This is a genomic window from Pseudomonas sp. 5C2, assembly GCF_034314155.1.
Lineage (GTDB): Bacteria > Pseudomonadota > Gammaproteobacteria > Pseudomonadales > Pseudomonadaceae > Aquipseudomonas.
In genome coordinates, this window is the sequence record NZ_JAVIWH010000002.1 from 2,046,198 (window position 1) to 2,070,668 (window position 24,471).

Here is a 24,471-nt window from a genome sequence, read left to right on the forward strand (position 1 = left end):
ACTCACTCATAACGTAGCGCCTCCGCAGGCTGGGTGCGCGCAGCACGCCAGGCTGGATACAGGGTGGCGAGAAAACTCAGAATCAATGCAGCACCGCAGACCAGCAGTACGTCTTCGGCCATCAATTGCGACGGCAGGTAGTCGATGAAGTAGACGTCCGCATTGAGAAACTTGTGCCCGAGCAAACCTTCCAGCGCGGAGATCGCAGCGCTGACGTTGAGCGCGGCGAAAATCCCCACCACGGCACCGATCAGCGTCCCGACCACACCGATGACAGTGCCCTGCACCATAAAGATAGCCATGATCTGCCCAGGTGTAGCGCCCAGGGTCCGCAGGATCGCGATATCGCCCTTCTTGTCGTTGACCACCATCACCAACGTGGAAATGATATTGAAGGCAGCGACCGCAACGATCAGTAACAACAGCAAGCCGATCATGGCTTTTTCCATACGGATCGCCTGATACAGATTGCCTTGGGTCCGGGTCCAGTCACGGGCATAGAAATTATGATCACCCAACGTCTGCGCGATTTCCCACGACACCCGGGGCGCCTCGAACAGGTCGTCGAACTTCAGACGCAGCCCTTGCACCTGATCCGGTTTCCAGCGATGCAGACGCGCCAGATCGGTAAGATTGGTCAGGCCGAGGTAGCCGTCCAGCTCGCCAGCGCCGACGTGAAAGATGCCGACGACGGTAAAGCGCTTCATCCGCGGAAATATTCCGGCGGGGGTGACCGTCACTTCCGGAGCGACGAAGGTCAGTTTGTCACCGAGGCCTACACCCAGTTTCGTGGCGGCCTTGTCGCCGATAACGATCCCAAAGCTACCGGGTGCCAGATCATCCAGACGCCCCTTCAGCATGAAGTTATCGATGATCGAAACCTTGCGCTCCTGCGCCGGATCAATCGCGTTGAGCAGCACCTTCTGCACCTGACCGTTGCTGGTCAGCAAACCCTGCATCTGGGTAAACGGCGCAACCGCGACAACCTTGGGGTTCGCCTTGACCTTGTCGCCCAGGCTTTGCCAGTCACTGATCGGCTGATCGGACTCGATGGTCGCGTGGGGCACCATGCCCAGCACACGGGTGCGCATCTCATGATCGAAACCATTCATGACCGATAACACGACGATCATCACGACGACGCCAAGGGCGAGGCCGATCATCGACGTCAGGGAAATGAAGGAGACAAAGTGATTGCGGCGTTTTGCACGGGTATAACGCGTGCCAATAAATACAAAAAGAGGTCTGAACATGTCGGGGCTTGTTCGGAGGAAAGGGAACGTCCTTGTGGCGGGGCTCAGCGAGCAGCTTTACACTCAGAACACCGCCGCTACCATGGGTTCGCCATGTCGACATTAAATGAAGAAGATCGCCGCGAATACTACCGTATCGAGGACACGATCGCACTGGAAATTAACCACTTGTCCGACACTCACGCGCCCCATCAGGCGCCAGCGCAGGACACGTCCACGCTGTTCAACCTGCTCAGCGAGCTGCACATCAGCGAGTTCGAGTCTCAACATCTGCTACGCCAGTTAGGCGATCACGACCGCGCGCTAGGCAGTTATCTAAAGGCCCTGAACAAGCGTATCGATTTGCTCGGCCAAGTCGTGGCACACACCGTCCTGGGCAAGATCGGCGAGCCACAGCTGGTGATTCTCTCCGAAGGCGGCGTGCTGTTTCATCATCCACTGCCGATTCCCACAGGCACAAAACTGTCCATCAAGATGGTGCTGATGCCACAAGCACTGGGCTTGATGATGAACGCCAAGGTCACGCACTGCGACGCTCGCGAAATCGGAAATTTCGAAATCGGCACTGAGTTCGAGGACCTGCCGGATGCCCAGCGACAGCTGCTCGCCCGTTATATTTTGCAACGACAATCCCAGCAACGCCGCCTGGCGCGAGAGCAAAACAATGGCTCAGAGACTTGATACCTGACAAATTCGGCTATCCCGTGAAAACATCTGAACCCAGGTAACGAAGACGCTTAGGCAATAAGCAGCGCAAAAACCCACAAGGAGTAAACGTGACCCTTATTTACGGCCACCGCGGCGCTAAAGGCGAAGCACCGGAAAACACCCTGACCAGCTTCCAGGAATGCCTCAAGCACGGCGTTCGCCGCTGCGAGTTGGATCTGCACCTGTCCCGTGATGGCGAATTGATGGTGATCCATGACCCGACGCTAAAACGCACCACGGATCGGCGCGGCAAAGTCATTGAGCAAGACGCTGCTGACTTGGTGACTTTTGATGCGCGCAAAGGCGGCCCCGGCTGGATTCATCCCTGCCCGATTCCACGCCTGGAAGAATTGTTCGAGCAATGCGCCTTCGATCATTGGCAACTGGAAGTCAAAAGCGCATCACGCACACGCGCTGCGACCACCGTGCTGGCAATTCGGGAGTTGGCCCAGCGTCACGGCTTGCTGGACAAGGTCACCGTTACGTCGAGTTCGCGGGAAGTATTGCGCGCAGCGCTGGACCTGACACCCGACCTGTCACGCGGACTGGTGGCTGAATACGCCTGGCTCGACCCACTGAAGGTCGCGCAAAGTTATGACTGCAAGATTCTGGCGTTGAACTGGACACTGTGCACCCCCGAGCGCTTGCAGAAAGCCCAGCGTCAGGGATTGCACGTATCTGTTTGGACCGTCAACGAACCCGCGCTGATGCGCAGGCTCGCCGACTTCGGCGTAGATAGCCTGATTACAGACTTTCCCGGTTTGGCCACTGCCACTCTCGGGAATTGCTGAAATCGGTCTCCCCGGCCGGCTCAGGCCACCGGCCGGAGCCGCTCAAAAAAGCCGGTTGAGGCCATCGTAAGCAGCTACCCGATAAGCTTCTGCCATGGTCGGGTAGTTAAAGGTGGTGTTGACGAAGTACTTGAGGGTATTGGCCTCACCCGGCTGGTTCATGATTGCCTGACCGATATGCACGATCTCTGACGCCTGGTCACCAAAGCAATGCACGCCCAGCACTTGCAGCGTCTCGCGATGGAACAGGATCTTCAGCATGCCGACCGGCTCGCCGGAGATCTGCGCCCGGGCCATGCCCTTGAAGAACGCCTTGCCAACTTCGTACGGTATTTTCGCCTGGGTCAGTTCGTGTTCATTCTTGCCGATCGAACTAATCTCCGGAATGGTGTAGATCCCGGTTGGTACATCGTTGACGAAACGCCAGCTGCCATTGTCGACGAGACTGCCCGCCGCTGAACGACCCTGGTCATAAGCCGCACTGGCCAGGCTAGGCCAACCGATCACATCGCCCGCACCATAGATGGTCGGTACGCTGGTGCGGTAGCTCTCGTCGACTTCAATCTGACCACGGCTGTTGGCCTTGATCCCGACGTTTTCCAACCCGAGTTTGTCGGTGTTGCCGGTCCGGCCGTTACACCAGAGCAAGGCGTCGGCCTTGATCTTTTTACCGGACTTGAGGTGCAGGATCACACCATGATCCAGGCCTTCGACCTTCTCGTAATCTTCGTTGTGGCGAACCATTACGTTGTTGTTGCTGAAGTGATAGCTCAACGCCTGAGAGATTTCCGAATCAAGGAAGCTCAGCAGTTGCTCACGGTTGTCCACCAGTTCGACCATCACCCCAAGACCGCTGAAGATCGAGGCGTATTCGCAACCGATAACACCGGCACCGTAGATGATCAGCTTGCGCGGGGTATGCCCGAGGCTGAGGATGGTGTCGCTGTCATAAATTCGTTGGTGGGTGAAATCGATATCGACCGGGCGATAGGGACGCGAGCCGGTGGCGATGATGATCTGATTGGCCACCAACTTTTCCAGCGTACCGTTGGGGCACACCACGTCGATGCTGTGCTCATCGGCAAAACTGCCCGTGCCTAAAAACACGTCGACACGGTTACGGGCGTAATAGCCGGTACGCGATGTCACTTGCTTGGCGATGACTTTTTCAGCGTTTTTAAGTACGTCCGGGAACGAGAACCAGCGCGGCTCACCAATGGCCCTGAACATAGGGTTGGTGTTGAAGTGGATGATTTGCTTGACCGAGTGACGCAGCGCCTTGGACGGGATGGTGCCAAGGTGAGTGCAGTTGCCGCCGACCTGACGACGGCTATCGACCATCGCTACTTTGCGTCCTGCTTTAGCGGCGTTCATTGCCGCGCCTTCTCCCGCCGGGCCTGAACCCAGCACTACTACGTCGTAGTTGTAGACAGCCATGCGTACTCCTTTAGAACAGGCCGAGGCACCACTCTGGCGTCTCTGGCTAAATCATGCCGCGGCCAGCGGCATGAAGGATCGAAACTGGTGCGCAGTCTAACCAAGCGCGCAAGCGGCGAACATTAACCCTTGGTCGCGTCGTAGGCTAATACTGTCTGCACTACATCACACGCCTGGGTGATAAATCGCTGTCGGACTACTGCGATTTCCCGGCAAACAGCCTGTCAAACTCCGGATTGCTGCGGATGATAAAACGCTTGTCGACACGAATCACAAAAAAAGCGGCAATTTTATGCTGCTCTGCAAAAGCCCAACCCCGTTCCGGTCCGAGAATCAGCAGCAGAGTGGATAAACCATCAGCCATCAACGTCGAGTGATCAATAACGGTGACCGATGCCAGCGCATGATCAATGGGCGCACCGGTCAACGCATCAAGGGTATGGGAGTAACGGTGCCCATCCTGTTCGAAATAGTTACGGTAGTCGCCAGAGGTGGAGACGCCATAACCATCGAGTTCGATGGTTTTTTCGACGACCCGCTCATCGTCCCGGGGCGCTTCGAGCGCTACACGCCAGGGCGAACCATCAGCTTTTTTCCCAACCGCCTTGAGTTCACCTGTCGCCTCGACCAAAAAACTGCCGATACCCAACGCCTGCATCCGCGCGCTGATGCGGTCCACCGCATAACCGGCTGCGATGCTATTGAAGTCCACCTCCACCGGCGCATCCTTGCACAACTGATCGCCGTCGATATGCAAGTGACCATACCCCACCCGCTGGCGCACCACGGCCAACTGCTCAGGCGTCGGCACTTGCTCGACCCGGGCCTGCGGGCCAAAACCCCACAAATCGAGCAAGGGTTCCACCGTCAGATCATATGAGCCGTCGCTGTCGATGGACAATTGCTCCCCCACCCGCACCAACGCCAACACCCCTGCGGGCATCGTCTGACAACTGTTCGCTGGCAGCCCATTGAACCGCTCAATGTCGGAATCACTGCGGTAGGTCGACATCTGCTGATCGACTTCAGCCAGAATCGCTTCCACCTCCGGCTGGACGTGCGCAACGTCTGGCCCGGAGGGGCCGCGGATGTATTTCACCGAATACGTACTGCCCATGGTCGGACCGCCAAAGCGTTCCAGGCCATCACCCGAACCGCATGCGGCCATGGAGCCCATCAGCAGTAAGGGCATCCAAAACTTGACGAGCCAAACGCTGCAATTGAGCGCGCGCGATTCTGCTATCCAATCGGAACACATTTATTCCTCGCAAGCCCGGCATCGAGCAAAAATTGACTTAACCTGTCAGTAGGCATTCAACGAAGCGCGGCCATTATGCGACATCTGATGATTTACCTGCTGCTGACATTCAGTCCATTGGCACTGGCTAATCAAGCAGAGCGCCTCAAGGAAGCAAACTTCCCCGCGCAACTCAGCGACCACTCACCTGTGCTTGAACGCAAGAGCCAGGCGGTACTGACGTATTTATGGGTCGACGTATACGCTGCAGCCCTGTTTGCTGAACCTTCGACCAGCGTCCAACAGGCGGTTTCCGCCCAAAAAACGCAGCGCCTCGAATTGTATTATTTTCGCGACATTGATCGTCAGGACGTGATCAAAGCCGCCAGTGCTACGCTCGAACGCCAGCAAAACACCGCAACCCTCGCCCGCCTGCAACCACAACTGGATCAGATCAATCAGAGCATCCAGAGTATTCGTCGCGGAGACAGGTACGCCTTGACCTGGCAGCCTGGCCAGGGACTGAAGATGGAATGCAACAGCAAGGTCATCTTCAGCAGCCGGGACAGCGAATTGGCCCAGGTATATTTCTCGATCTGGCTGGGGACTCAGGGGGTCTCAGACGACTTGCGAGAAGCCTTGCTCACGCAGAATTGAGCAAGGCTGTTGTGCTTCGTATCAGCGAGCTAACACCAGGAACAAGCGTTGCGCCAGCTCCTTGCCAATTACACTGCGGTAAATGCTCACGACTTCTTTATTGTCACTGGCGGCTCTAAGCAAAGCCTTATAACCCAGACGTCTCTGTTCAGGTAACTTCAGATGTGCAGCCGTGAAGGCCTCGGAACTGGCGCTTTCTGTGGCGTAATGAAAATGCGCCCACCATAAGATCTGGTTGTCCTTGTCGCGAATCGCGTACTCCTGCAGAAAGTCGTCACGCCGGGCACCCGACAAGTTCTTTCTACCGTCGAAGCGTGAAATATTGACCTCCCCTTGCCTATCCAGGTAGTTGATTCGTGCCGCCGTCGGCGGCCGAGCCTTGATCATACTGATACGAATGCTGCGCCCCTCTTTGGTCAATCGGGCCGCTGCCGCCCGAAGGTCTTTGAGCACGCTGACCACCTGCGCATAAACCGATTCAGCCAGCATTGCATCATTGCTGTACACGTCGAGCCGGTCCGCAAGCTCGCTCAGCTTTCCGGCCTTTTGCACCAGAATATCTTGCATATCTTCAGGTTCACTGGCCCTCTTGGACTGACGCCAGGCGCTGCTGACTGTTCGCTCCACTTGACTGAGCGACTCAAGCGCATCGCGTTGCAACTCATTCAATGGCACGTTTTTGACTTTCGGGGTGGGCGTGGGTGGCTGAGCAGTCTCGATGCCCACCCATTCCCCGTCGGCATGCTGGTGATAGGAGCCGATGACTCGATGGGTGATCAGGTCGGTCACATCTACAACCTCGCCGGGAAAATCCGGTTCTTCCGAGCGAACCTGCCCCACCAGCGAGCGCTGACCTCGTGTCCTGATTATTTTTTTCCTGGGCTGCTCAACCTTGGGTACATATTCAGACGGCAGTGCAGACGAGTCTGTTTCCTCTTGAATCAGCGCAGACAAACGGGTTTCCGCGCTGTCACGTATGGCAACCATCTCAGCCAAAAATCGCTTCAGGTACTCACTCTGAACAGAGTCAATTTCAAAGGACTGCGCATAAACCGCAATATCAACGGCCCTGCCATATTCGCGAAATGCACTTTCAAGCACGTTGATCTGCTCGATCAGCGAGTAGTCGTTAGGCTTGTCCAGCTCGGCGTGAGAACTGAGTGCACCGTGAAGGCCGTCGTCGTTACGCAACGCCTTGAGCTGCTTCAAGCTTTGATCCATGAGCATTTGTTCTTTGCTGAAACACAGTTCAAGCAAAGAGAACAGGCGCGTCACTTTCCACTCCAGACGGGTGAACATATTATTCTTGTGCAATTCCAATACCTCGACGCGCCAAAGCGACTCTCCCACCTTGGGAACCGCACGCAACTGCTGCCAAAGTAATTCCCTGGCATCTGCCCATTTCGCGCCCATTTCCTGCTGCACCAGAAGCTTCCTGAATAAATTCAGGTATGCATCGACATTAGCGGGGACCACCACACCATCCGAGGATGATTCTTGCAGGATCGCGATGTCATGCCGCGTCATGCGTTGAATATCCTGAAGCAAAAGCCCTTCGAAATAACACACGTGCCTGGCAGCGCCCCGAAGATCAGCCGCAGTCACCTGCTCTAAAGGACGATCTGCGGACCTCAACGCTTGGCCCTGCTTGATTTTTTGCTCGACAACTTCAACGACTTCCTGCAAATCTTTTTCATAACGCAGGAAAAACAATGAGCGAAGCTCGCCGGTCGCGGTCCGGAGCTGCGTGTCGTAAGCCATGATTTTTTTATACAGTGCGTCTAAACGCGACTGTGACTGCATCCTGCTTTCCGTGATTTGTTTGAGCTTGGCGGCGTTTTCCTCAATCATTTTTCCAGCTTTTTTCTTGGGGCCTCCACCGCGTAATCTCAGCCTCAGGTCCAGATCCCAGACCGGACCATCATGCTTGAGCCATGGCCCGGTTCGCAGTGAATCATTCAAGTCGACAACGACGACGCCGTCCTCCTCAAGCATCACCCGGTAAAGGTCTGAATCGACCCTGGCATACCATGCTCCCTCAACCTCATACAAACCCTCATGAGGACCGGCAGCCGCAGGAGCCCCCAGGGTCGACGCAAGCGAGACCTTAAAGGTGTCCAAAATCCCTCGTTGAGTCGCGGTCAATTGATTCCTCGGATTCGACCAAGTGAAATCGAGCACAGTTCGTCCGGCGCCAATCGGCTGCATCGCCAGCGGCTCGGATTGCCGAATAACCATTTCAGCCACAACCGATGGGGCTGCCTCGTCTCTGCGGCTCAGCCCTGATGTACGAATGGCTGACCCGCTGACAGAGAGACCTTGGTGCATGAGAATCAGAGAAATATTCAGCAAAAAATCGGCCAGCGCGGTGGCCTGGACGCTGGCATCAGTGCTGCCTTGAGCCTTCAGCGCCTGATCAACGCTGACCATCAACTGTGCAAGCCACACGGCATTGGCCACCGGACCACTGACAAAAGGCAGCAGGACATTGAGCAGCAACCAGCCACCTTGCTTGAGCCTCGCCCAGCGACTTTCGGTGTTAGAGACTGAGTTTCGGTCAGCCAGATCAACCAGCGCCCGGGCATTGGCGGCAAAAAGGACGAGCAATGGGTCGCCATCAACCGTGTCGACACTCAGCACAGCTGGTTGCGGGCGCTCCAGCGGCGCAAACTCGGAGCCCAGACCGAAGCGCACACTATGCGGTTCCTGAAAGCCGCCGTTGGCGTAGTTCAATCGCGCCCGGTCACCCAGCCAAACCAGAACGGTCTCCTGCATGTCGCCCGGTTGTTGTATGGCAGCCAGCAGCGCTGACCATGAGCCAAATTCAGTCAACGACTGACTGGCGAACGGCCGGTAAAGCACATGCGGCCCGGCAGCCACTTTTTCAGGGCCAATCACGAACATATTGCTGACCACGTCAGCGCTTGCGCCTGGGTGCGAGAAGAATGCCAAGGGCCGGATGACGATGCCGTGAGTCCCGACCTTTCGTTCGCCTGACGCTTTCATGAGCGCGGCGACATTGCGATAACCCGCCTCGCTGAACCCGCCCTCTCCCTTGATCTTCTGTTCCAGCGCCTTGAGCGGCAACTGAATCCGCAATTGTCGGGCAAACAATACCTGACGCCGCCCGGCTTCCTCGGTATCGGTAATCAGAGACCGCTCAAGCAGATGAGGATAGGCCTGGCCAATGTTCGCGCGTGCAGTCAGCGCTTTAAGGTAGTCCACCGAGAACCAGTCGGGTATTGGCTGAGCGCCGGCACGATGCAGGGTAATGCTTCCATAGGGCAGACTCGACAGGTTTTCCAGTGCGAACTCGCTCAGTGTCATACGCACCCGTTCAACCCCGCCTACCGACACGATCTGCCCGCCCGATGGCAACGCTGCAGCCGTCACTTTGTCGATCACGATCTCGATGTCGTCCAGCGACAAGTCGCTGGCACCGGGATGGTCTTCCAGCACATTCAGGCGCAAGGTCTGAAGCGTAAAATCGGTGATCGACGGCAAATCGTCATTAAACGATTGGCCGTTCGAGTGTTTCTGCTCTACCGCTAACGCAGTCAGATATCGGCTGTAATCCAAACGGTCAGTTATCGAGGCATGCTGAAGCCATTCGGGAAGCGTCTCGAGGGCCAGTGTCGGAACCCGGGTATCGGCAGAGGCCGGCGCGTCGAACATGCTGCACAGGTCTGTGACCGAGGCCAGGTGTTGCTCTAGAGACTCAAGGTCATACGAATCAGCACCTTTCAGCGCCTGCAGGGTGTTCAACTGCGTCTCCAGAAGGACCTGAGTCAACGCCTCGAAAATATTGCCCTCGGGCTCATACAGCGTCCATTGGAGCTGATCGACGTCCCACTCTCTGCCGAGCCTCGCACCCAGGCTTACGCCTAACTGATCCTGGGATGAACAGGATTCGACCTTCCCCGAAGGCCAGCACACCATCACGATCTCGTCTCCAGCCGTGTGCCCGACCAACACAATCGCAGGCAGTGGCTCGTCGTTGGATTCGCCCTCTTTGCCCATATTGAGGTAAGCGATGCACGCGCGCAGGTCATCGTCGGCCTTGCCAGGGATCGCACCGAGCAAGGCGTTGCGTTGAGCCTTATCCGCAAACATGGCAACAGCACTCAGGGCTGAGCGTTGCGCGTCAGTCTGCTGCGGAAAAGCCCCCGCTATGACCTTGTCGCTGAGCTGCTGCTTCAGCCTGCTGGACAACCATTCCCAGCGACTGATACCCGTGGTGCTTGGCTGACACCAATAGTCCGCAGTAGCCTGTTCAAAACCTTCGATCAACACCAGCGACAACCTGTCGAGCAGGGCGCTGATGTCTGCCATATCGACGGCCAGCGGCATCCATTCGCCAGCCGATGGCTGAGCCACAAGCACATGCTGTCCTTGCGTGAAGTGCCACGGTCTCTGGCTAGAGAAATTATCCAGCAGACAGTCCGTCAGTGTCATGAGGCGGCCTGCCGTGTTTGCGTACTCGCGACTCAATGGCGGTTCGGACACAACCGCCACCTCGGGTTCAATGCTCAGCGCAGGGTATTTTTCGCTTAGGGCGTCACGGAGCATTGCGGTTGCCACGTCACGCAGTGTTGGGCGGGTCAAAAATTGTTCGACCACATCGATTTTGATTGTCATCTCGCAGGTTTACTCACTCAGTTGGGTTGTTCGCCCCCAAACGTAGCCATTGCTATGTTTGAGGGGGCACGGCCGAGTGAGTTAAGGGTGCGCCTCTGAGCCGAGTGACATACATAAGTAGTGATGCCTGAATAAGCTTTCGATATCGGTAGTCGTATGGATTGTTCTGCAGGTGTGAAACCGACCGCCACCACACTGGCAGTCACCTCTGGCGGCGCCGGTAAACGGCTGATAGCCAAATCGCGTCCAAAAAATGCCCCGAACTGAGTCGGGGCACCTTTCTACCTTTTACTTGGCCTAGTGGTTACTTAACGCGGGAAAGCAGGCGGGTTGACCCCGGACATGTCTTCCATCACGCGAACAACCTGGCAGCTGTAACCGAATTCGTTGTCATACCAGACGTACAGAACAACACGGTTGTCATTGCAGATGGTCGCTTCAGCATCCACTACACCGGCGTGACGCGAACCCACGAAGTCGGTGGAAACCACCTCCTGCGAATGCACGAAATCGATCTGCTTGTGCAGGTCCGAGTGCATGGCCATGTAGCGCAGGTACTCGTTGATTTCGTCGCGGCTGGTTGGCTTCTCAAGGGTCAGGTTGAGAATAGCCATGGACACGTTTGGCGTTGGAACACGGATCGCGTTGCCGGTCAATTTGCCAGCCAGTTCAGGCAGGGCCTTGGCAGCGGCGGTGGCAGCACCGGTTTCAGTGATAACCATGTTCAACGCAGCGCTACGGCCACGACGATCACCCTTGTGGAAGTTGTCGATCAGGTTCTGGTCGTTGGTGTACGAGTGAACTGTTTCAACGTGACCATTGACGATACCGAACTTGTCGTTGACGGCTTTCAACACCGGCACGATGGCGTTGGTGGTGCAGGAGGCCGCCGAAACGATCAGGTCTTCAGCCGTGATCTGATCATGGTTGATGCCATGCACGATATTCTTCAGTTTGCCTTTGCCTGGCGCGGTGAGAACCACACGCTCGATGCCTGCGCAGGTCAAATGCTGGCCCAGACCCTCGGCATCACGCCATACGCCGGTGTTATCCACCAGCAATGCGTCCTTGATGCCGTACTGGGTGTAATCCACCTCGGTCGGGTTCTTCGCGTAGATCACCTTGATCATGTTGCCGTTGGCGGTGATGGTGCTGTTGGCTTCATCGATAGTGATGGTGCCATTGAACGGGCCATGTACCGAGTCACGACGCAGCAGACTGGCACGCTTGACCAAGTCATTGTCGGCGCCTTTGCGCACGACAATGGCGCGCAGACGCAGGCCATCGCCCCCACCGGTTTTCTCGATCAGAATCCGCGCCAGCAGGCGACCGATCCGGCCGAAACCGTACAGCACGACGTCCTTGCCTTTACGAGCAGTGGCGCTTTGTTGACCGACGACGTCAGCCAGCTCTGCACGCACGAACTGCTCGGCAGTACGGCCTTGGCCTTCTGCCTTGAATTTCACGGCCAACTTGCCCAGGTCCACCGAAGCGGCACCCAGCTTGAGTTCGCTCATCGCTTTTATAAGCGGGAATGTTTCGTGTACGGACAGCTCACTGCCATCGGCCTGGCGATGACGAGCAAAGCGATGGGCTTTGAGAATCGCGATGACTGAACGGTTGATCAGACTGCGGCCATAGATCGAGCTCACCACATTGTTATTGCGGTAGAGCTGACCGATGAGGGGGATCATCGCCTCGGCGAGGGCTTCACGATCGATCCATTCACCAAGACACTGGTCGGGCTTCTGAGTCACGGGAACCTTCCACATGTAGGGGCTGAAAAAAGGGGCTACATTATGCCGCCGCCTTTGTTTATGAGCAATGCACGGCTATCAGATTACATGGCACTACATTTCCCGGCGCGCTGAAAACTGACAGCACCTACCTCCTCCCGCTACAATCGCACCCCCTGTTGCAACGCTTGGAGCTCAACCTCCCGTGCCTGTCCTGCGCCTACCGCTACTCCCTGCCGCTGCAGGTAAACAACACTGGGGCAATTTGCCTGGTGCCGCCCTGAGCCTGGCCATCGCCGAGGCTGCCAGCGCCGCCAAGCGCTTCACGCTGCTGTTGACCGCCGACAGCCAGAGTGCCGAACGTCTTGAGCAAGAGCTTAGCTTCTTTGCGCCCACCCTGCCGGTTCTGCATTTTCCGGATTGGGAAACCCTGCCCTACGATTTGTTCTCGCCGCACCAGGACATTATTTCCCAGCGCATCGCCAGCCTTTATCGGTTGCCGGAACTCGCGCATGGCGTTTTGGTAGTACCGATCACGACGGCGCTACACAGACTGGCACCCACCAAATTCCTGCTCGGCAGCAGCCTGGTGCTGGACATCGGCCAGAAGCTTGATGTCGAGCAGATGCGTACCCGGCTTGAGGCCAGCGGCTATCGCTGCGTCGATACGGTGTATGAGCACGGCGAGTTCGCGGTCCGTGGCGCCCTGATCGATCTGTTCCCGATGGGCAGCAAACTGCCGTACCGGATCGACCTGTTCGACGACGAAATCGAAACCCTGCGCACCTTCGACCCGGAAAACCAGCGCTCCATCGACAAGGTCGAATCGGTTCGCCTGCTGCCGGCGCGAGAGTTTCCGCTGCAAAAAGATGCTGTCACCCGCTTCAAGGCCCGCTTTCGCGAGCGCTTCGACGTGGACTTCCGTCGCTGCCCGATCTTTCAGGACCTGAGCAGCGGCATCACACCGGCCGGTATCGAGTACTACCTGCCGTTGTTCTTCGACGAAACCTCAACCCTGTTCGATTATCTGCCCCAGGACACCCAGGTGTTCTCCCTGCCCGGCATCGAACAAGCGGCGGAAAATTTCTGGAACGACGTCCGCAACCGTTATGAGGAGCGTCGCGTCGACCCTGAGCGACCTTTATTACCGCCCAATGAATTGTTCCTGCCGGTGGAAGACTGCTTTGCTCGCCTGAAAAGCTGGCCACGCGTGGTTGTCAGCCAGCAGGACGTCGAGCCCAGCGCTGGTCGCGAGCGCTTCCCGGCGCTGCCGTTGCCGGACTTGGCGATTCAATCCAAGGCCACGCAACCGTTGGCGGCGCTGTCGACATTTCTCGAAGGATTCCCGGGCCGTGTGCTGTTCACTGCTGAATCCGCCGGGCGCCGGGAAGTCCTGCTGGAACTGCTTGAACGCCTGAAGCTGCGGCCGAAAACCGTGGACAACTGGCCGGACTTCGTCAGTGGCAGCGAGCGCCTGTCGATCACCATCGCACCACTGGATGAGGGTCTGCTGCTGGAACACCCCTCCCTGGCACTGGTAGCCGAAAGCCCACTGTTCGGTCAGCGGGTCATGCAGCGCCGGCGCCGGGAAAAACGCACCGACGGCGGCAACAATGACGCAGTCATCAAAAACCTCACTGAACTGCGCGAAGGCGCACCGGTGGTGCATATCGACCATGGCGTTGGCCGCTACCTGGGCCTGGCCACGCTGGAAGTGGAGAATCAGGTCGCCGAATTCCTGATGCTGGCCTATGCCGAAGACGCCAAGCTATATGTCCCGGTTGCCAACCTGCACCTGATCGCCCGCTACACTGGCAGCGATGACGCCCTTGCGCCGCTGCACCGACTGGGTTCGGAAACCTGGCAGAAAGCCAAACGCAAAGCGGCCGAGCAAGTGCGCGATGTCGCCGCCGAGCTATTGGACATCTACGCGCGACGGGCCGCCCGTGAAGGGTATGCCTTCGCCGACCCAAAAGCCGACTACGCGACGTTCAGCGCCGGCTTCCCATTCGAAGAAACCCCGGACCAGCAAACCACCATTGATGCCGTACGTGCCGACATGCTCGCGCCCAAGCCGATGGACCGCCTGGTGTGCGGCGACGTGGGCTTCGGCAAAACCGAAGTGGCAATGCGCGCAGCCTTTATTGCCGTACATGGCGGACGTCAGGTGGCCATTCTGGTGCCGACCACCCTCCTCGCCCAGCAGCACTACAACAGTTTCCGCGATCGCTTTGCCGATTGGCCAGTAAGCGTGGAAGTCATGAGCCGCTTCAAGTCTGCCAAAGAAATCAACGCAGCAGTCGCGGACCTGGCAGAAGGCAAGATTGATATCGTCATCGGCACGCACAAGCTGTTGCAGGACGATGTGAAGATCAAGAATCTGGGCCTGGTCATCATCGACGAAGAGCACCGTTTCGGCGTGCGTCAGAAGGAGCAACTCAAGGCCCTGCGCAGTGAAGTCGACATTCTCACCCTGACCGCGACCCCGATCCCGCGCACGCTGAATATGGCGGTTTCGGGCATGCGTGATTTATCGATCATTGCCACACCGCCAGCTCGCCGCTTGTCCGTGCGCACTTTTGTCATGGAAGAGAACAAAAGTACGGTCAAGGAAGCACTGCTCCGTGAACTGCTGCGTGGTGGCCAGGTTTACTACCTGCACAACGACGTGAAAACCATCGAGAAATGCGCCGCCGACCTGGCCGAACTGGTGCCTGAAGCCCGTATCGGCATCGGCCATGGACAGATGCGCGAACGCGATCTCGAACAGGTGATGAGCGACTTCTATCACAAGCGCTTCAACGTCCTGATCGCCTCGACCATCATCGAGACGGGTATTGACGTGCCCAGCGCGAACACCATCATCATCGAACGTGCCGACAAATTCGGTCTGGCGCAATTGCACCAATTACGTGGCCGGGTCGGCCGCAGTCACCACCAGGCTTACGCCTACCTGCTGACCCCACCCCGGAAACAGATCACTCCAGACGCAGAGAAGCGCCTGGAAGCCATCGCCAACACCCAGGACCTCGGTGCGGGCTTCGTGCTCGCGACCAACGATCTGGAGATCCGTGGTGCTGGCGAACTGCTGGGCGACGGGCAGAGCGGACAGATCCAGGCCGTGGGCTTCACCCTGTACATGGAAATGCTTGAACGCGCGGTCAAGGCCATTCGCAAGGGCGAGCAGCCAAACCTCGACCAACCCCTGGGCGGCGGCCCGGAAATCAACCTGCGCTTGCCAGCGTTGATCCCTGAAGCCTACCTGCCCGATGTTCATACCCGCCTGATTCTGTACAAACGCATCGCCAATGCCGCCGACGAAGAGGGCCTCAAGGACCTCCAGGTCGAGATGATCGACCGCTTCGGCCTGCTGCCCGAACCGACCAAAAACCTGGTACGCCTGACGCTGCTCAAATTGCAGGCCGAGCAGCTGGGCATCAAAAAAGTCGACGCCGGACCGCAGGGTGGACGAATTGAGTTCAGCGCCGATACCCAAGTTGATCCGCTGGTGCTGATCAAACTGATTCAGGGCCAGCCCAACCGCTACAAGTTCGAGGGTGCCACGCTGTTCAAGTTTATGGTGCCGATGGAGCGCCCGGAAGAGCGATTCAATATTTTAGAAGCGCTGTTCGAGCGCCTGACTCCAAAAACGGCTTAAGGATTCACCCATGCGTGTGCTCCACTCATTGATTCTGCTGCTGACACTGGTCACACCGGCAGCGTTTGCCGACGGCCTGTATCAGGTCGAAATGATCCTGTTCCGGCAGATTGGCCAACCAGCCACGACCAACCAGCCCTCCCCCGAAGCCTGGGCCGCCGGGGCGCAGAAAATCAGCCCCGAGAATGAACGCAGCCCGGCGCTGACCGGAATGGCCAGCAAACTGGAGGCGAGCGGCAACTATAACGTGCTGCTGCATCGGGCCTGGCAGCAAAACCTGAGCGCTGACCCGAGCAAAATGGCGGTCAGCAGTGGTCAGGAGCAGTTTGGTCACTTTCCCATTGAAGGCACCGTCACCTTGAGCCTGGCGCGGTTTACTGATATCACGGCAGACTTTTGGGTCAATCAGCTCGATGCCTATGGCGTGGTGCGCACCAGCGAGCGAATGACCCAGACGACCCGGGTGAAGAATGGCGAATTGACCTATATGGACAATGGCAGCCTGGCCATGCTGATCAAGGTTTCACCTCTTTAAGCATCCAGGGAGCGCGTTGCGCTCCTTGCCCTTTGAGCATCGCTGCGGCGTCGGGCTGTACTGAACTGTGTCGTCCATTCTTGAAAAAGTTCTAGCCTCTTCATGGGCACAAGTCTTCAAAGCTCAAAGCCTTGAGCGAGGGCGCGACTACGCCCAGCAGCAACGCATCAAGTTGCAGCACCTGAGTCCCGAGCTGGTCAGGACAGTGTGCAAAGGCTCGGGCCTGGAAATCTACACGCAAACCCTCACCCTCAAGGACCCAGCCGAGCATAAACAATTCGTGGCGTGTAAATGCACCTGCCCCGTGCGCAACAATTGCAAACATTGCGCTGCCGCTCTTTTCTTTCTGCAGGACCCGGAAAACAAGGCCTCGATCCTCACCGCGCTGGGTGCGCCAGACCGTGCGCCTGCGCCAGTACGAGCCGAGCCCAAGCCCGCATTGCCAGAACGCTTGATCGACACCCAGCCTCGGCCTCGGCTGATTCTCGCCAGCTTCGAGTTCAGCGCTTACGAACCGCGCAATGGCCGTATGCAGCGCCATATCCAGCATCGCGCCGCGCTGGCGTTTGGCTACGGTGAGTATTACGCGACGGGAAGCAAAACCACCGACGTCCTGGAGCACTTCGATACTGAAACCGTGCGCATACGCCGCTATCCAGAGGCAGAAAAGCACTGGCGACAGGTTATTCAGGACCTCGGTTTCAGGCTGGCGACTCGGCAAAGCAAGGCCTTGCCCGATAGCGCTGGGGACATGTTCGAACTGCCGAGCGACAAGGCCTGGCTGAATTTCATGACCCACGACCTGCCGCAGTTGCGTGAGCAAGGCTGGGAGATCGACGTCGCGGAGGATTTCGCGTTTGACGTCACCCCCGTAGACGACTGGTATGCAGTCATTGATGAGCAGCCTGAGCACGACTGGTTCGACCTGGAGCTGGGCATCATCGTCAATGGTGAGCGCCTGAGCCTGCTGCCGATTCTGATCAATCTACTGCGCAGCCACCCCGAACTGATGAGCCCGGCCGGGATCGCCAAGCGTCGGGATGATGAGCAACTCTTGGTCCAGCTCAACCACTTCACCCAGCGAGGTGGCGGCCCGGTGCAAGTCGCCCTGCCCTACGGCCGTCTAAAACCAGTACTGGCAACCCTGGGTGACTTCTATTGGCGCGAAGACGGCAATACCGCGCTGCGCCTCAATACTGCAGACGCCGCACGCTTGACCCAGCTGGACGATATGCCGCTGACATGGGAAGGCGGTGAACGCCTGCGCCAATTCGGCGAGCGCCTGGCGGACATCAAGAATTTTTCAGTAAGTGTCCCCGATGGCTTGAATGCGACCCTGCGACCCTATCAGCTCGAAGGCCTGAGCTGGATGCAATCGCTGCGCGAACTGGAAGTGGGCGGCATCCTGGCCGATGACATGGGCCTGGGTAAAACCCTGCAAACCCTGGCCCACCTGCTGGTGGAAAAACAGGCCGGTCGCCTTGATCGCCCGTCCCTGGCCGTGATGCCCACCAGCCTGATTCCCAACTGGATGGATGAAGCTGAACGCTTCGCACCTCAACTACGTGTATTGGCGTTGTATGGGCCAGGTCGGCGCCAGGACTTTGCCAACCTGCAGGATTACGACCTGATTCTCACCACCTATGCATTGCTGCCGCGCGATGTAGAATTGTTGGCGCAGCAACCGCTGCATGTGCTGATCCTCGACGAAGCGCAGTACATCAAGAACCCCAACAGCAAGGCCGCTGAGGCCGCGCGCAGTCTAAACGCCCGACAGCGCCTGTGCCTGAGTGGTACGCCGCTGGAAAACCATCTGGGCGAACTCTGGTCGCTGTTCCACTTCCTGATGCCCGGCTGGCTGGGCGACAGCAAGCAGTTCAACAGCAACTACCGCACCGCCATCGAGAAGCAGGGCAACGAAGAACGCCTGCAGCACTTGAACGCGCGAATCAAGCCGTTTTTGCTGCGCCGTACCAAGGAGCAAGTCGCAACCGAACTGCCGCCCAAGACCGAAATCATCCATTGGGTCGAGCTCAACGACGCCCAGCGCGATGTGTATGAGACGGTGCGCCTAGCCATGGACAAAAAGGTGCGCGACGAAATCGCCCGCAAAGGCGTTGGTCGCAGTCAGATCATCGTACTTGAGGCGCTGCTCAAACTGCGCCAGGTCTGCTGTGATTTACGGCTGGTCAACAGCGCACCTGCAACGGGGCGCCATGGCAGCTCGGCCAAGCTGCACAGTCTGATGGAAATGTTTGAAGAGTTGCTGGCAGAAGGTCGAAAAATCCTGTTGTTCTCGCAGTTCACCTCAATGCTGACCCTGATCGAAGCCGAGCTGAAACAGCGCGGCATCGAATACGCATTGCTCACCGGGGCAACCAGAGACCGTCGCACACCGGTGCAGGATTTTCAGAGCGGCAAGCTTCCGGTTTTCCTGATCAGCCTCAAAGCCGGTGGCACCGGCCTGAACCTGACCGCAGCCGACACGGTGATCCATTACGATCCCTGGTGGAACCCGGCGGCCGAAAATCAGGCCACCGACCGCGCGTACCGCATCGGCCAGGAGAAACCGGTGTTCGTCTACAAGATGATCGCGCGCGGCACCGTGGAAGAGAAAATCCAGCGTTTACAGCAGGAAAAATCAGCGCTGGCGTCAGGCGTACTGGATGGCAGGACCGCAGGTGACTGGAAGCTGGGAAGCGAAGACATCGCCGCCCTGTTCGCGCCATTGCCAGCGCCGGTCAAAAAGATAAAGCATTGAGTCAGCCACCCCTAACTTACCCTGTGAAAGCTGAGTGAGCGTTCACTGGGTAAGCGAGGGGTAACAATAGATGCAGGAGCGGGCTTGCCCATGTCCGTCCCCAGCGCAGCCTTCAGCCAGCAGCAAGCACCCGCGCCAAAGTTGCCTTCACCTTGCCCATTCCGTCATGCAGTGCCTGTTCAATTTCGGCCATGGTAATCACTGCCGACGACTTGCCTGCCGCAGGGTTGACCACCAGCGCCAGACAGGCGTAATCCAGTTCTATTTCGCGGGCCAGTGCCGCTTCAGGCATACCGGTCATACCGACGATATCGCAACCATCACGCTCCAGGCGGATGATCTCCGCCACGGTTTCAAGGCGCGGGCCCTGAGTACAGGCATACACGCCCTGGTCGCTGTAAGCACAGCCTTCAGCCGCCAGCGCTGCAATAAGTCGCGTGCGTAGCACTTCGCTGTAGGGGTAGCTGAAGTCGATGTGGGTCACCTGCTCCAGATCATCGGCAAAATAGGTGTGCTCGCGACCGCTGGTGTAGTCGATTAACTGATGCGGTACGCAGAAATGCCCAGTGCCCATCGCCGGATGAATCCCGCCCACAGCATTCACGGCCAGAATCGCCTCTGCCCCGGCCTGCTTCAATGCCCACAGATTAGCGCGGTAGTTGACCTGATGCGGCGGTAGGCGATGGGGGTGACCATGGCGCGCCAGAAACAGCACCTCGCGGCCTGCATATTCGCCAATCTGAATCTCGGCCGACGGCGCACCATAAGGCGTATTCATCGGCAGGGACTGACGGATATTCAAGCCCTCAAGTTGGGTCAGGCCAGTGCCGCCGATAATCGCGTAAACAGTCATTAATACATCCTTCAGTCGATCAGTTGGGCGGCACGCAGTGCATCAAGGGCCGCCAGCCAGCGTGGGTGCTGACGATATTCAGTAGTGGCGTACGCCTGGCCTCGCATCCTCGCAATGCGTGGCGACGGCTTAACCTTCAGCCGTTGCGCAGCACCGAGTGCCAGCTCGGCAGCAGCCCGATCATTGCAGACCAGGCCCATGTCACACCCGGCGCTCAAAGCAGCCTCGATACGACTTGCAGCATCACCGACCACATGTGCGCCGGCCATGGACAGATCATCGCTGAAAATCACCCCATCGAACTGCAACTCGCCGCGCAGGATATCTTGCAACCAACGCCGGGAGAAACCAGCAGGCTGGGCATCGACTTGCGGATAAATGACGTGGGCCGGCATCACGGCAGCCAGTTGCTTGCTCAGGCGAGCGAACGGCACAAGGTCCTTGGCGCGGATTTCATCCAGGCTGCGCTCGTCCGTTGGAATCGCGACATGGGAGTCGGCTTCAGCCCAGCCATGGCCAGGAAAATGTTTCCCGGTTGCCGCCATGCCCGCGGCGTTCATGCCACGAATAAAGGCGCCCGCCAGCAACGCCACACGTTCAGGATCACCGTCAAAAGCCCGGCTGCCGACCACGGCACTGCGCTGATAATCCAGATCGAGGACTGGCGCAAAACTCAAATCCAGCCCGACCGCCAACACTTCAGTGGCCATCAGCCATCCGCAATGCTCGGCCAGAGATTCGGCATTCAGGTTGTCGGCAATCGCCCGCATTGCGGGCAATCGGACGAATCCCTGACGCAGGCGCTGTACCCGCCCGCCCTCCTGATCGACCGCCAACAACAACTCAGGCCGTATCGCACGGACAGCGGCACTGAGTTCACGAACCTGGCGTGGATGCTCAATATTGCGCGCGAAAATAATCAGGCCACCAACTTCGGGCTGACGCAAAAACTGGCGATCCTCAGCGGTCAGCCAAGTACCGGCGACATCCACCATCAACGAGCCTTGCAGGCCAGAACTCATATGCAATTCCTTAACTCAACGCAGCCGACACCCGATCCGGGCGTGGCATCAAAGCGCAGTGAAGACAGCCAGACGCACACACCGCTGCCCATCGGCGAAGCCGGACACATACGGAGTGGCGTGGGAGACATGAATAAATCGAGGGTACGCATGGGCGGCTAGCTTAGCCGATGAAAGCTGCCGCGCCCACCCATCAACAGTCAAACCTTGGCGACGGCGACCGTACTTTTGCTACGTGGCTTGAGTTGTGCAGAAACCATGGCCGCGTCGGTCACGCCTGTTTCGGCGCGCATGCCGGCTGCCAGGAACGGCACCATCAGACGCATGACTTGTTCAATGGAGGTATTGACCCCGAAATCAGTCTCGGCGATCGCTCGCAACGCTTTGATCCCGGACATGCTGAACGCCGCAGCGCCGAGCATGAAATGCACGCGCCAGAACAGTTCGATCGGTGGAATATTCGGGGCGGCTTCATTGACCAGTAGCATGTAGCGGCGAAACACCTTGCCGTACATGTCTTCCAGGTAACGACGCAGGTGCCCTTGGCTCTGACTAAAGGCCAGGCCCAGCAAGCGCATAAAAATCGACAGGTCGTTACCGCTCCGCGGCTGCACCACCAACGCTTGTTCGACGAGGATTTCCAGCAGCTCTTCAAGTGTCGGCTTGTGTTCAGGCTTGGCCTGACGACGCTCCAGCTCTCGATCGAGACTGATACAGAACGGACCGAGGAAGCGCGAGAAAACCGCCTGAATCAGGGCCTTCTTCGAACCAAAGTGATAATTCACCGCGGCCAGGTTGACCGAGGCTTTGCTGGTGATCAACCGCAACGATGTTTCGGCAAAGCCTTTTTCCGCGAACAGCTGCTCAGCAGCATCAAGGATACGTTCAACTGTTTCCGACTGGGCCATGGTTTTTCTGCCTGACAAACACTCGTTTGAAACATACGTTTCAGCCGGGCTATTTGTCAAGTCTGTCCGTTCGTTTTCTGGCTGACCAGTCATGCATTTAATCATATAACCCGGGGCCTGTAGCCATTGCGTGATTTATTGCCTCGGATCACCTGCCAACACCCTTCTGCACACCGTCCAGCGGCCTGAGTAAAAAGGACGATTGCCAAGACGCAATCACTGTATATAATCCCAGTCACTGTATAAAAAGACAGAGCGATCATCATGATAAAACTGACGCCACGCCAAGCTGAGATTCTGGGTTTCATCAAACGCTGCCTTGAAGACAACGGCTACCCGCCGACCCGTGCGGAAATCGCTCAGGAACTGGGCTTCAAGTCGCCCAATGCGGCGGAAGAACACCTCAAGGCTCTGGCGCGCAAAGGCGCTATCGAAATGACGCCAGGCGCCTCGCGGGGTATTCGTATTCCAGGCTTCGAGGCCAAGTCCGAAGAGCGCAGCCTGCCAATCATCGGTCGCGTTGCCGCTGGCGCACCGATTCTGGCGCAGCAACATGTCGAAGAGTCCTGCAACATCAACCCGTCTTTCTTCCATCCGAGCGCAGACTATTTGTTGCGCGTACATGGCATGAGCATGAAAGACGTCGGCATCCTCGATGGCGACTTGATTGCCGTTCACACCTGCCGCGAAGCCCGCAACGGTCAAATCGTCGTGGCGCGAATTGGTGATGAAGTGACGGTTAAACGCTTCAAGCGTGAAGGCAGCAAGGTCTGGCTACTCGCCGAGAACCCGGATTTCGCCCCTATTGAAGTGAACCTCAAAGATCAGGAATTGGTGATCGAAGGCTTGAGTGTCGGCGTCATTCGCCGCTAAAGGAGACGTTATGCAGTTCCCCCAAACACCACAGCAAGCACAACTACCACTGTTCGAGGCATTCATGGCTCAGCCCATCGCCCCGCTCCTTAAAGAAGTGGTCGACACGCCCTGGAACACAGAGCCAGACGCTTTTAGTGAACTGTCATTGCGCGGCGCAGCCGGGAACTGTCTGAACCTTCTGGCGCCGATTTTGCGGGAGCTGAGTCAGGACCAGGATGCACGCTGGCTGACATTGATCGCGCCGCCTGCGAGCCTGACTCAGACCTGGCTGCGTGATGCGGGGCTTAATCGTGAACGGATTCTTCTACTGCAACCACGCGGCACACAAAGCGCGTTGCAATTGACCTGCGAAGCTCTGCGACTGGGTCGCAGCCACACGGTTGTCAGCTGGCTCAACCCGATTAATACCGGGGCGCGCCAACAGCTGGTCAGCGCTGCCAGAACGGGTGATGCACAAAGTTTGAATATTCGGCTGGGCTGAAATCAGCCCGTGATCAATGAAGAACGCGCGGGCCATCGTGCTTATCAAGGTCGCCTTCCGCAAGGCGCCCAGCCATCTGAACGCCGACGCTCAGCATGGCTTTAGCGATTTCTACGTGCTGACCTTGCAAAAAAACTTTGGCATCAGCGGAGAAATCCAGGGTAACCAAGGAGCCCTCGTCCTCAGCACGGCGCAGTTCGATACGGCCGTCGGGCAACTCGACAATTTCTAAAAAGGACGTTGGCATAGGATCTGTTCTCCACGAAAGGCCAGCATTGTATCAGCCTGTCGACTCAGCCCCTAGCCCATCGATCAATCAGCACTCGCTCAGCCCTTCGCGAAAACGAATCGTCAAGCTCTTGAGCTGCTGACGCCAACTTTCCATTTCCTCGCGGCCCAACTCAGGCTCAGGCTCGTCATCCAGGCTGACAGCGATAATCATTGGCTGCGTAACGTCACCCTTGGCTTTCCTTGGCGCACGTGGCGGCAGGAACAGCGCGTTGTAGGCTGCTAGCAACTGCGCAAGCCAGGTTTCCCGGTTTTGTGCCAGCTCGATCAGCTCGGCCATTTCAGGGATCGCGATAGCGTCCAGCACGTCCTTGGTCAGCAGCAGCTCTGCGCGCGGCGCATTGGCTTGGGGCAAACGGTAAAATCCTGCGATTTCATGGCACAAACCGAGCAACGCGCCATACAGGTGAAACAGTACGGACTCACGCTCAGCCTGAACCAGCGCGATAGCATTCATAGCCCGGCTCTCCTGGGCCTTGCCCAGCGCCTCAAGAGCGAGCCCTGCAAAGTAAATTTTCTGGTTGGTACGGGTATAGAGTTCATGGGCCATGGTGGCATTCTCCATCACAAACAAAAAAGAACGGCTCGACTCAAAGCAAATCTGGCTCGCGCAATACGCTTTGGGCGCACCG

The 24,471-nt window shown here is 57.7% G+C and carries 18 protein-coding genes and 1 pseudogene; 9 read left to right on the forward strand and 10 right to left on the reverse strand.

The features are described from left to right. Positions 1 to 2: 2 nt before the first annotated feature. Positions 3 to 1,253, reverse strand: coding sequence for a lipoprotein-releasing ABC transporter permease subunit (locus RGU44_RS10135; protein ID WP_219063169.1), 1,251 nt, complete (start codon positions 1,251 to 1,253; stop codon positions 3 to 5). Between the two features lie 93 nt (positions 1,254 to 1,346). On the opposite strand from RGU44_RS10135, the gene RGU44_RS10140 reads away from it, so the two are divergent. Further along, positions 1,347 to 1,934, forward strand: a complete 588-nt coding sequence (locus RGU44_RS10140; protein WP_322178592.1) for a PilZ domain-containing protein — start codon at positions 1,347 to 1,349, stop codon at positions 1,932 to 1,934. Positions 1,935 to 2,029: 95 nt separating this feature from the next. Next, entirely contained in the window at positions 2,030 to 2,752 is a 723-nt protein-coding gene (locus tag RGU44_RS10145) for a glycerophosphodiester phosphodiesterase (RefSeq protein WP_322178591.1), read from the forward strand. Between the two features lie 42 nt (positions 2,753 to 2,794). Here the strand turns inward: RGU44_RS10145 and sthA are convergent, their stop codons facing one another. Further along, positions 2,795 to 4,189, reverse strand: coding sequence for a Si-specific NAD(P)(+) transhydrogenase (gene sthA, locus RGU44_RS10150; RefSeq protein ID WP_322178590.1), 1,395 nt, complete (start codon positions 4,187 to 4,189; stop codon positions 2,795 to 2,797). A 196-nt stretch (positions 4,190 to 4,385) separates the two neighbouring features. Beyond that, the gene (locus tag RGU44_RS10155; RefSeq protein WP_322178589.1) at positions 4,386 to 5,381 is read right to left on the reverse strand and encodes an FAD:protein FMN transferase; all 996 of its coding nucleotides are present in this window, start codon (positions 5,379 to 5,381) and stop codon (positions 4,386 to 4,388) included. 141 nt (positions 5,382 to 5,522) lie between these two features. Here RGU44_RS10155 and RGU44_RS10160 point away from each other — a divergent pair, with 141 nt between their 5' ends. Further along, positions 5,523 to 6,083, forward strand: a complete 561-nt coding sequence (locus tag RGU44_RS10160) for a chalcone isomerase family protein (RefSeq protein ID WP_322216986.1) — start codon at positions 5,523 to 5,525, stop codon at positions 6,081 to 6,083. Between the two features lie 21 nt (positions 6,084 to 6,104). Here RGU44_RS10160 and RGU44_RS10165 read toward each other — a convergent pair whose 3' ends face one another. Beyond that, positions 6,105 to 10,721: a dermonecrotic toxin domain-containing protein gene (locus RGU44_RS10165; RefSeq protein WP_322216988.1), complete on the reverse strand. Its 4,617-nt coding sequence runs from the start codon at positions 10,719 to 10,721 to the stop codon at positions 6,105 to 6,107. A 308-nt stretch (positions 10,722 to 11,029) separates the two neighbouring features. Next, on the reverse strand, positions 11,030 to 12,493 hold the full coding sequence (locus RGU44_RS10170; RefSeq protein WP_322178586.1) for a glyceraldehyde-3-phosphate dehydrogenase: 1,464 nt from the start codon (positions 12,491 to 12,493) through the stop codon (positions 11,030 to 11,032). Between the two features lie 169 nt (positions 12,494 to 12,662). On the opposite strand from RGU44_RS10170, the gene mfd reads away from it, so the two are divergent. The 4 genes and pseudogenes from mfd to RGU44_RS25015 all read left to right on the forward strand — a co-directional run bounded on the left by mfd (position 12,663) and on the right by RGU44_RS25015 (position 19,411). After that, a complete protein-coding gene (gene mfd, locus RGU44_RS10175) occupies positions 12,663 to 16,115 on the forward strand; it encodes a transcription-repair coupling factor (protein ID WP_322216990.1) in 3,453 nt (1,150 codons plus the stop codon). Positions 16,116 to 16,125: 10 nt separating this feature from the next. Continuing rightward, entirely contained in the window at positions 16,126 to 16,650 is a 525-nt protein-coding gene (locus RGU44_RS10180; protein ID WP_322178584.1) for a CsiV family protein, read from the forward strand. 67 nt (positions 16,651 to 16,717) lie between these two features. After that, positions 16,718 to 17,239: pseudogene (locus tag RGU44_RS25010) on the forward strand (SWIM zinc finger family protein); the annotation flags it as partial. A gap of 642 nt (positions 17,240 to 17,881) precedes the next feature. Further along, the gene (locus tag RGU44_RS25015) at positions 17,882 to 19,411 is read left to right on the forward strand and encodes a DEAD/DEAH box helicase (RefSeq protein ID WP_416194639.1); all 1,530 of its coding nucleotides are present in this window, start codon (positions 17,882 to 17,884) and stop codon (positions 19,409 to 19,411) included. A gap of 112 nt (positions 19,412 to 19,523) precedes the next feature. On the opposite strand, the gene RGU44_RS10190 is transcribed toward RGU44_RS25015, so the two are convergent. The 3 genes from RGU44_RS10190 to RGU44_RS10200 all read right to left on the reverse strand — a co-directional run bounded on the left by RGU44_RS10190 (position 19,524) and on the right by RGU44_RS10200 (position 22,194). Continuing rightward, positions 19,524 to 20,264, reverse strand: coding sequence for an S-methyl-5'-thioinosine phosphorylase (locus tag RGU44_RS10190; RefSeq protein ID WP_322178582.1), 741 nt, complete (start codon positions 20,262 to 20,264; stop codon positions 19,524 to 19,526). 11 nt (positions 20,265 to 20,275) lie between these two features. Next, on the reverse strand, positions 20,276 to 21,274 hold the full coding sequence (nagZ, locus tag RGU44_RS10195) for a beta-N-acetylhexosaminidase (protein WP_322183090.1): 999 nt from the start codon (positions 21,272 to 21,274) through the stop codon (positions 20,276 to 20,278). Positions 21,275 to 21,486: 212 nt separating this feature from the next. Then, complete coding sequence (locus tag RGU44_RS10200) at positions 21,487 to 22,194, reverse strand: TetR/AcrR family transcriptional regulator (RefSeq protein WP_219063179.1); 708 nt, start codon at positions 22,192 to 22,194, stop codon at positions 21,487 to 21,489. Positions 22,195 to 22,458: 264 nt separating this feature from the next. Between RGU44_RS10200 and lexA the strand changes: the two genes are divergently transcribed. Next, positions 22,459 to 23,067 carry a transcriptional repressor LexA gene (gene lexA / locus RGU44_RS10205; protein ID WP_219063180.1) on the forward strand — a complete coding sequence of 203 codons (609 nt, stop codon included), beginning with the start codon at positions 22,459 to 22,461 and terminating at the stop codon, positions 23,065 to 23,067. A gap of 10 nt (positions 23,068 to 23,077) precedes the next feature. After that, complete coding sequence (gene sulA / locus RGU44_RS10210; protein ID WP_322178581.1) at positions 23,078 to 23,551, forward strand: SOS-induced cell division inhibitor SulA; 474 nt, start codon at positions 23,078 to 23,080, stop codon at positions 23,549 to 23,551. Positions 23,552 to 23,564: 13 nt separating this feature from the next. On the opposite strand, the gene RGU44_RS10215 is transcribed toward sulA, so the two are convergent. Both RGU44_RS10215 and RGU44_RS10220 read right to left on the reverse strand, forming a co-directional pair. Beyond that, a complete protein-coding gene (locus tag RGU44_RS10215; protein WP_322216995.1) occupies positions 23,565 to 23,798 on the reverse strand; it encodes a hypothetical protein in 234 nt (77 codons plus the stop codon). Positions 23,799 to 23,867: 69 nt separating this feature from the next. Beyond that, positions 23,868 to 24,389 (reverse strand): DUF6586 family protein, encoded by a 522-nt coding sequence (locus tag RGU44_RS10220; RefSeq protein ID WP_322178579.1) that lies wholly within the window; start codon positions 24,387 to 24,389, stop codon positions 23,868 to 23,870. Positions 24,390 to 24,471: the final 82 nt, after the last annotated feature.